Annotated in this window: 8 protein-coding genes; 5 read left to right on the top strand and 3 right to left on the bottom strand. The window is 37.7% G+C overall.

The features are described from left to right. The first annotated feature begins 205 nt into the window (after nucleotides 1-205). The gene (asnB, locus tag V7659_RS14830; protein ID WP_335540654.1) at nucleotides 206-2,053 is read left to right on the top strand and encodes an asparagine synthase (glutamine-hydrolyzing); all 1,848 of its coding nucleotides are present in this window, start codon (nucleotides 206-208) and stop codon (nucleotides 2,051-2,053) included. Between the two features lie 113 nt (nucleotides 2,054-2,166). Continuing rightward, nucleotides 2,167-3,678 carry an alpha-amylase family glycosyl hydrolase gene (locus tag V7659_RS14835; RefSeq protein ID WP_335540655.1) on the top strand — a complete coding sequence of 504 codons (1,512 nt, stop codon included), beginning with the start codon at nucleotides 2,167-2,169 and terminating at the stop codon, nucleotides 3,676-3,678. 29 nt (nucleotides 3,679-3,707) lie between these two features. Here V7659_RS14835 and V7659_RS14840 read toward each other — a convergent pair whose 3' ends face one another. Both V7659_RS14840 and V7659_RS14845 read right to left on the bottom strand, forming a co-directional pair. After that, complete coding sequence (locus tag V7659_RS14840) at nucleotides 3,708-4,580, bottom strand: SDR family oxidoreductase (protein WP_335540656.1); 873 nt, start codon at nucleotides 4,578-4,580, stop codon at nucleotides 3,708-3,710. Nucleotides 4,581-4,694: 114 nt separating this feature from the next. Further along, entirely contained in the window at nucleotides 4,695-5,192 is a 498-nt protein-coding gene (locus tag V7659_RS14845; RefSeq protein WP_335540657.1) for a YajQ family cyclic di-GMP-binding protein, read from the bottom strand. Nucleotides 5,193-5,383: 191 nt separating this feature from the next. Between V7659_RS14845 and V7659_RS14850 the strand changes: the two genes are divergently transcribed. After that, nucleotides 5,384-6,247 carry a CvfB family protein gene (locus V7659_RS14850; RefSeq protein ID WP_335540658.1) on the top strand — a complete coding sequence of 288 codons (864 nt, stop codon included), beginning with the start codon at nucleotides 5,384-5,386 and terminating at the stop codon, nucleotides 6,245-6,247. Nucleotides 6,248-6,313: 66 nt separating this feature from the next. After that, nucleotides 6,314-6,445 (top strand): DUF3941 domain-containing protein, encoded by a 132-nt coding sequence (locus tag V7659_RS14855; RefSeq protein WP_081825501.1) that lies wholly within the window; start codon nucleotides 6,314-6,316, stop codon nucleotides 6,443-6,445. 179 nt (nucleotides 6,446-6,624) lie between these two features. Here V7659_RS14855 and V7659_RS14860 read toward each other — a convergent pair whose 3' ends face one another. Beyond that, nucleotides 6,625-7,491, bottom strand: a complete 867-nt coding sequence (locus V7659_RS14860; RefSeq protein ID WP_335540659.1) for a DegV family protein — start codon at nucleotides 7,489-7,491, stop codon at nucleotides 6,625-6,627. A gap of 123 nt (nucleotides 7,492-7,614) precedes the next feature. Between V7659_RS14860 and V7659_RS14865 the strand changes: the two genes are divergently transcribed. Next, nucleotides 7,615-7,912, top strand: a 298-nt coding sequence (locus V7659_RS14865) for a YitT family protein (protein ID WP_335540660.1), incomplete at its 3' end; no start/stop codon positions are given.

Below are 7,912 nucleotides of genomic sequence, written 5' to 3' on the forward strand. Positions count from 1 at the left end.
CTCCCGCAGGAGTCTTCGTGCCTGGAACGAAGGTCAACAGAGTGCCAAAACAACATTAACCTTTAACACAGCCAATCTTAAAAATCTGACTTCCTTACACAGCCTTCCGCTTTTCTTTTTGGACAATTAACCATTTCCTATGGGCTGAATACTATAAAACATGATTCATGTACAGTAGTTCTGTTAATGAGGAGTGTGAAAGGAAATGTGTGGCATTACAGGCTGGATTAATTTTGATAGGTCACTCAAAAACGAAGTAGGAACACTGACCAAAATGACAAATACTCTGGCAAAAAGAGGCCCTGATGAAACAAACATCTGGTCTGATGGAAATGTTGCTTTTGGTCATAAAAGACTGATTGTTGTTGACCCTGAAGGGGGAAGACAGCCAATGTCCAAACAAAAAGACGGATATAATTACACCATTTGCTATAATGGGGAATTGTATAATACAGAAGATATCCGCAAAGTTCTCCATACTAAAGGATATTCATTTAAAGGTCATTCTGATACAGAAGTTCTATTATCTGCCTATATAGAATGGGCGGAAGAGTGTGTAAATTATTTGAACGGAATTTATGCATTTGCTGTCTGGGATAGCAAAAAGGAGCAGCTCTTTATAGGCCGAGATCGCTTAGGAGTAAAACCATTATTCTTCAGGGAACATGAGAAAGGTCTTTTATTTGCTTCTGAAACCAAGGCTATTTTAGCCCATCCAGAAGTGAAAACTGAAATCAATCAAGAAGGTCTTGCTGAAATCTTTGGAATTGGGCCTTCTAGATCGCCAGGTTCCGGGGTCTTTAAAGGAATTAATGAACTAAGGCCGGCACATGCTCTAACATTTTCAAAGAATGGTCTAAAAATTTGGCGTTATTGGAATGTAAAAAGTGAAGAACATAAGGACAGCGTGGAGGAGACCGCTGAAAAGGTCCGCTATTTAGTAACAGATGCTGTAACGAGGCAGCTTGTTTCGGATGTTCCATTAAGTACCTTTTTGTCTGGCGGTTTAGATTCAAGCATCATTACTGCGATTGCTGCAAAGGGTTTTCAGGACCAAAACAAAGGGCAGCTCCACACCTACTCCATTGATTATGAAGGTAATGACAAATATTTTTCCTCAACAGAATTCCAACCAGATGCTGATGGAAAATTTATTCAAATGATTACGGATAAATTTAAGACCATTCACCATAACAAAATAATTACTCAGGAGCAATTGGTGAATGATTTGGTGGAAGCGACCCATGTAAGAGACCTTCCAGGGATGGCAGATGTTGACTCCTCATTACTTTGGTTTTGTAAGGAAATCAAACAGGATTTTGTTGTTAGCCTATCCGGGGAATGTGCAGATGAAATTTTCGGCGGGTACCCTTGGTTCCATCGAAAACAAGATTTAGAACGGCCAGGGTTTCCGTGGATGCGGTCATTAGCAGAACGACAAAATTTGTTGAAATCACATTGGCAGGATAAACTTAAATTGAATGATTACGTAATGGAAAAGTATTATCAGGCTATCGCTGAAACGCCAAGATTAGATGGTGAAAGCGTGGAAGAAACAAAACGGAGAGAATTATTTTATATTAATATGATAAGCTTCATGACCACATTGCTTGATCGGAAAGACCGGATGAGCATGGGTGCAAGTCTCGAAGTCAGGGTTCCATTTGCTGATCACCGCCTTGTTGAATATGTGTGGAATATCCCATGGGAAATTAAAATGTATCGTGGGAGAGAAAAAGGAATTCTTCGAAAAGCATTTGAAGGTATTTTACCAGAGGAAGTATTGTATCGTAAAAAAAGCCCGTATCCGAAGACACACAATCCTGCTTACACCATTGCCGTCCAAAAACAGGTGGAAAATATTTTACGGGATAAATCCTCCGCATTACATGAATTTTTTAATAAAGAGCAACTTGAAAATATCGTGAAGTCTGGTGGGAATTCATTTCAAGAACCTTGGTTTGGCCAGTTGATGACAGGTCCTCAATTATTGGCGTACCTTGTGCAACTGCACACATGGTTTAAGGATTATAATATTAACATAGTGAATTAGGTTTTATTTTTTGGTAAACAAAGAATTTAAATTTGGAATAAAAATTGGATTAGATTAAAATAGTGTAGGGAAGAGGATATCCTCTTCCCTTTTTTAGAGGAGGATATAACTATATGAAAAAAATCACACTTATTTTAATCATGTTATTACTTAATTCATCCCTTTCTGCACATGCGGCTGTTGAAAAGAAAGAACGCTTATGGCAGGATGAATCTGTTTATTCCATTATGATTGATCGTTTCAACAATGGAGATCGGAATAATGATATTGATGTAAATACAAAAGATCCTTTGGTATATAATGGCGGAGATATCCAGGGAATTATTGATAAGTTAGATTACATACATGATATGGGTTTTACTGCGATTCGATTAAGTCCTATTTTTGACAATACAAAAAATGGGTACCATGGATTTTGGGTAAAGGATTTTTATAAAGTTGATGAGCATTTTGGCACGATGAAATCTTTTCAAACGTTAGTAAAAGAAGCCCACAAACGAAAAATGAAGGTAATCATCGATTTTGTGACGAATAATGTAGCGGCGGATCATCCTTGGCTAAGTGATTCTAGCAAGCAGGACTGGTTTCATGCAAAACAAGAGATAATATCTGGAGATGAAAAACAGAAGGATCCTGAGCAAGGCTGGATTGATGGATTGCCCGATCTTAATCAGGACAACCCAGAAGTGAAAAAATACTTAGTAGATACAGCAAAATGGTGGATTCATAAAACAGATATTGATGGATTTAGTTTACCGGAAGTAAACTATGTTCCTGTCAGCTTTTGGACCGACTTTTCAAATGAAGTAAAGAAGGGAAAGAAGGACTTTTTTCTATTAGGGGTACTGTCAAATAATACTCCTATAGATGTACAAAAATATACAGGCGCGGGGATAGACAGTGTCGTTACTTATCCGTATAGTGAAAAGTTAAGAAAGACATTTGCAAGTACGGATCAGTCCTTTAGCACTCTATACGAAGATGTCGATAATGATCAGAAATCTTTTTTAAGAGCTAATTTTTTGGATAATGAATATACATCAAGATTTACAAGTGATATTGTGGCAAAGAAACAATTTCCAGGATCACGATGGAAAACAGCCATGTTGTACCTTTATACCACCCCAGGCATTCCTATCATTTATTATGGGACAGAAATTGCTTTAAATGGTGGAGAAATTCCTGATAACCGCGGGCAAATGAGCTTCAGGGCTGAAAAGGAATTGATTGATTATATTACCAAGGTGGGTGAATTGAGGAATCAACTCCCATCCTTAACAAGAGGAACAATGGAGACACTTTATGATCATAAGGGTATGGTTGTTTATAAACGTGTGTATAAAGGTGAAACCTCCATTATTGCGATCAATAATTCCAGTAAGTCCCAAAGTGTAGCATTAACAAATGAACAGATTAAAGATGGACAAGAACTGAGGGGGCTGCTGGGAGGAGATAAAGTAACTAGTAATGATAATAAATATATGATCATTCTAGATCGGGATAATTCGGAAGTGTATGTTGCAACTGAAAAAAGCGGCATCAATTTTCCATTAATTGCAGGGTTAGTTGTTGTTTACCTATTGTTTTTCTTATTTCTAATGAAGTTAAGAAAAAATAAAAGATAAAATGTCGGGGGACTTTCCCCGACATTTTTTTAGCCGTTAATAATTTCTCCACCATTTACATGAAGCATTTGTCCGCTGACATAGGAGGAGTCATCTGAGGCAAGAAAAACATAGCTAGCTGCTAGTTCATATGGCTGTCCTGCTCTACCCATTGCCGTATTGGAACCAAATGTAGCAACTTGATCTGCTGTAAAAGTCGAAGGAATTAGCGGTGTCCATATTGGACCTGGAGCCACACCGTTAACTCGAATCCCTTGAGGTGCAAGGGACAGTGCTAAAGAGCGGGTAAAGGAAACTACTGCTCCCTTGGTTGAAGAATAGTCTAATAATTGTTCATGCCCCTTGTAAGCCGTAATGGAAGCAGTATTAATAATCGATGCTCCCTGTTTTAAAAAAGGGAGAACCATTTTTGTCATATGGAAAAAGGAGAAAATATTTGTACGGAATGTTTTTTCCAATTGTTGAGATGTAATTGATAATAAACTTTTTTGCGGGTGTTGTTCCGCTGCATTATTGACAAGTATATCTAACCTGCCAAATTCAGAATGAATCTTATTCACGGTCTCTTTGCAGAAATCTTCACTGCCAATGTCTCCAGAATAAAGCAGGCATCTTCGCCCTTCTGCTTCAATTAATTGCTTTGTTTCTTCTGCATCTTGATGCTCTTCTAAATAAATAATCGCTACGTCTGCCCCTTCTTTGGCAAAATAAATAGCAACTGATTTACCAATCCCACTGTCGCCACCAGTAATAATCGCTGTTTTTCCAGTTAATTTTCTACTTGGCTGATAATTGGGGTCAACCGAAATGGGCAGAGGATTCATTTCACTTTCTATGCCGGGCTGATGATTTTGATGTTGTGCAGGAAAGGTCTTCTTTTGTTGATTTTGATTGTTGCTCATTACCTAATACCTCCAAGTGTTTACTCCTTATTAGTTTTAGATAAATGGGTCAAATTATGAAAAATAATGATGATAAAAAAAGCGAAAGGATTTAATCATCCTTCCGCCGTTTTTTTATCGGTAATTTATAAACTGGACATCCACTGTTAAGTCAGCCTCACGCACAAGGGAGATAATTTTTTGTAAATCATCCCGGTTTTTACCGCTAACACGCACTTGGTCGTCCTGAACCTGACTTTTCACCTTGACACCGCTATTTTTAATAATGGTATTAATTTTTTTTGCATTTTCTTTATCAATCCCTTGAACCATTTTTGCACGTTGACGAACCGTTCCGCCGGATGCTTTTTCGACTTTTCCATAGTCAAGATTCCGAACTGGAACTCCTCGTTTTATTAATTTGCTAAATAATACATCCTTAAGTTGATCCATTTTATATTCATCATCGGATACAAGCACTAGTTCTTCTTTATCTTTATCAAGTGAGACTTCACTTTTGCTGCCTTTAAAATCATAACGTGTACCAATTTCCTTCATTGTTTGGGCAATCGCATTTGATACTTCTGATAAGTCAACTTGAGATACAATATCAAATGAGCTATCTTTTGACATAACAAAAACCTCCATTTTATTAACAATATCTTAAACCACACCTGAAGAAAGTTTCCCTTTATGGGTACATTATAGTAAAATATAGCAGTTCAAACAACTATTTGAAGAGGACGCGTCCGTTCCGTACATATGGAATGGAGTGCTCAAAAGAACTTAATTAATTCTCCGTGAGTAGAAAAGAGGAGCAATATATGTCTTTAAATGAATTAATCGGTCAAACCACCACATTAACTGTAGCTAGGAAAGCTTCGTTTGGGTATTTTTTAACAGATGGTAATGAAGATGTATTACTTCATTTTAATCAAGCCCATCAAGAATTTGAAGAAAATGATCAGGTTGAGGTATTTCTTTATGTTGATTCAGAGGGTCGAATCTCTGCTTCAACCAATATTCCAGAAGTAGCGATTGGACATTATGCTTGGGTGAAGGTTACCGACTCAAACCCAAGGATTGGTGTGTTTTTAAATATTGGACTTCCAAAGGATATCTTGTTAGGTATTGATGATTTGCCTGTACATAAATCCGTCTGGCCCCAGCCTGGAGATTTAGTTTATATTACTTTAAAGCTAAGCAGCAATTATCTCCTATACGCAAAGCTGGCTACCGACCCAGTGATTGAATCTATTTCTGTAAAAGCAACAAGAGCAAATTTTAATAAAAATGTGCAAGGACATATTTACCGAACAGCCAAAGTCGGCAGTTGGATTTACACTATAGAAGGTTTTAAAGGATTCATTCATGAGTCACAAAGACAGCAAGAGCCGCGGATTGGAGAAAAGGTTGAAGGTAGAATTATTGATGTGAAAGAAGATGGTACAATCAATGTTTCCTTGCTGGCAAGAAAAGAGGAAACGCAAGATGTTGATGCGGAACGAATTTATGAGTATTTGATGAGTAGAAATGGTGCCATGCCATATAACGATAAAAGCATGCCTGAAGATATAAAAGATCGATTCAACCTAAGTAAAGGTGCCTTTAAACGTGCGCTTGGAAAACTTATGAAAGAGGGCAGAGTATACCAAGAGGGCAATTGGACCTACGTGAAGAAAGATTAATGTTTTTACATACTCTTTTCAAATTGACAGAAACTAAGTGTGAATCTATTTGAAAGGGGTAAGGTTATGCCGCACACTTCAGACAACGATAAAAAAGCGAAAGACAACAATGCCCTTCGCCATGAAAAAAATATGATGCGCGAAAAAAATCGTCAAGCTGGAAAAAATCAATACTCCAAGAAGACAGACCATAAATAAGAAAAGCGCAAGCGCCCTGTTCAGCGGCGTATGGCCTGGAGCGCTCCAACCGAGATAAAGGAAACACGAAGAGCGTTAGCGATCGATGATGACTTATCGTAGGGCGGAGAGGGAAGGACACTAGCCGCTAGGGTGCTAGAGCTGGACAATTCTCAAAAAAAGTGAGTGAGGGATGTGCCTCACTCACTTTTTGGTATTTTATTTAAGAAGAAAATGGAGATGGTACCAGCACCTGTATGGGACCCGATTGCCGAACCGATTGAAGTCATAAAAACTTTGACCGGATGGAATTCTTCTTCAATCATTGCTTTCATTTCTATAGCGTTTTCTTCACAATCCGCGTGGCTAATTCCAATGACTTGGTTATCCATATCAGCGCCGCGGTCCTTCATAATTTCGATGATGCGCCGCATCACTTTTTTCTTACCGCGTATTTTTTCGATTGGGACAAGTCTACCGTCCTCTACATTGAGGATAGGCTTAATATTCAATAATCCTCCTAGAAAAGCAGAGGCTTTGGATACACGCCCTCCCTTTGCTAAATAATCTAAATCTTCTACGGTAAAAAGATGTTCCATATGAGTGCTTCTAAATTGCACATCTTCTAATATTTTTTCTTTTCCAATATTTTTAGCAGCAAGAACCGCTGCTTCTCGAACCACTAGACCAATTCCAAGCGAAGCACATTTAGTATCGACAATTGTTAAATTAAAATTTGGATATTTTTCCTTCACTTGGTCAAGAATCATAACAGCAGTAGAATATGTACCAGATAATTCTGAAGAAAAAGCTATGTATATCCCGTCTTCACCTTTTTCTGCCATTTCGGTAAATACTTCCTCGAACAAAAGAGGGGAGACTTGGGATGTTTTTGGAACAATTCCACTACGAATTGCTTCATATACGGTGTTCGGATCAATTGATTTTACATCTTCATATTCTTTGCCATTAATCTCAACTTTTAAAGGAAATAAAGTCACATGGTGCTCTTCATAAAAACTTTTTGGTAAATCGCATGCGCTATCAGCTAGTATTCGTACCTGCATATAGCTCACCTGCTTTCAAACTATTTATAGTTTCAGTTTATCGGTTTCACACTAAAAATACAATTATCTATAACAGAAAACGTTTCAACGGATTTATATTCTCTCAATAAAGGGGTAATAGATATGATTTGGCTCCAGATAAAGAAGCTAGGAGTGGTTGCAGCGGGTTCCTTGTTAGGTGCCTTAGCGATGAATTTATTTTTGGTACCTGCAAATATTTACTCAAGTGGATTTACAGGAATAGCCCAATTACTTTCAAAGGTGTTAAGTGACTATACACCAATACATGTGTCGCTTGGATTTTTATTATTATTACTAAATATTCCTGTGGCTATTTTGGGATGGAAAAAGGTAGGAAAGTCTTTTACAGTCTACAGCTTTATTAGCGTTGCGCTGTCTTCGTTATTTTTGATACTCATCC

The organism is Neobacillus drentensis, assembly GCF_036966985.1.
GTDB lineage: Bacteria > Bacillota > Bacilli > Bacillales > Cytobacillaceae > Neobacillus > Neobacillus drentensis_E.

Bases quoted from the DNA above. Each gene is read 5' to 3' on its own strand.
- V7659_RS14860 (WP_335540659.1), bottom strand. From the start codon at position 7,491: ATGCAGGTACGAATACTAGCTGATAGCGCATGCGATTTACCAAAAAGT.
- V7659_RS14850 (WP_335540658.1), top strand. From the start codon at position 5,384: ATGTCTTTAAATGAATTAATCGGTCAAACCACCACATTAACTGTAGCT.
- V7659_RS14840 (WP_335540656.1), bottom strand. From the start codon at position 4,580: ATGAGCAACAATCAAAATCAACAAAAGAAGACCTTTCCTGCACAACAT.
- V7659_RS14835 (WP_335540655.1), top strand. From the start codon at position 2,167: ATGAAAAAAATCACACTTATTTTAATCATGTTATTACTTAATTCATCC.
- asnB (WP_335540654.1), top strand. From the start codon at position 206: ATGTGTGGCATTACAGGCTGGATTAATTTTGATAGGTCACTCAAAAAC.
- V7659_RS14855 (WP_081825501.1), top strand. From the start codon at position 6,314: ATGCCGCACACTTCAGACAACGATAAAAAAGCGAAAGACAACAATGCC.
- V7659_RS14845 (WP_335540657.1), bottom strand. From the start codon at position 5,192: ATGTCAAAAGATAGCTCATTTGATATTGTATCTCAAGTTGACTTATCA.